Origin of the sequence: Citrobacter sp. wls619, assembly GCF_005281345.1 — a bacterium.
In the GTDB taxonomy this organism is placed as follows: domain Bacteria; phylum Pseudomonadota; class Gammaproteobacteria; order Enterobacterales; family Enterobacteriaceae; genus Citrobacter.
In genome coordinates this window covers 1-235 of record NZ_SZXJ01000031.1, presented here as the reverse complement: position 1 = coordinate 235, position 235 = coordinate 1, and positions in this window count along the sequence as shown.

Sequence of the window (235 nt, the reverse complement as noted above, 5' to 3'; positions counted from 1 at the left end):
GTATGCATTACACAGATAACAAGATAATCATTCATTACGGCAATATATAACGATAATTAACCCCCGAATGGTAAAGATTAAATAACGTCGTGAGAATCATATAAATATAATATTTATTTATATGATTTTTAATTATTACAGAGAGAAGAAACCGATATTCACAGACATGGAATATGCTGCTGAAAATATGCAGAGAAAAGCTAAAACCATTCGCAGAATATCGCATTACGTTTTA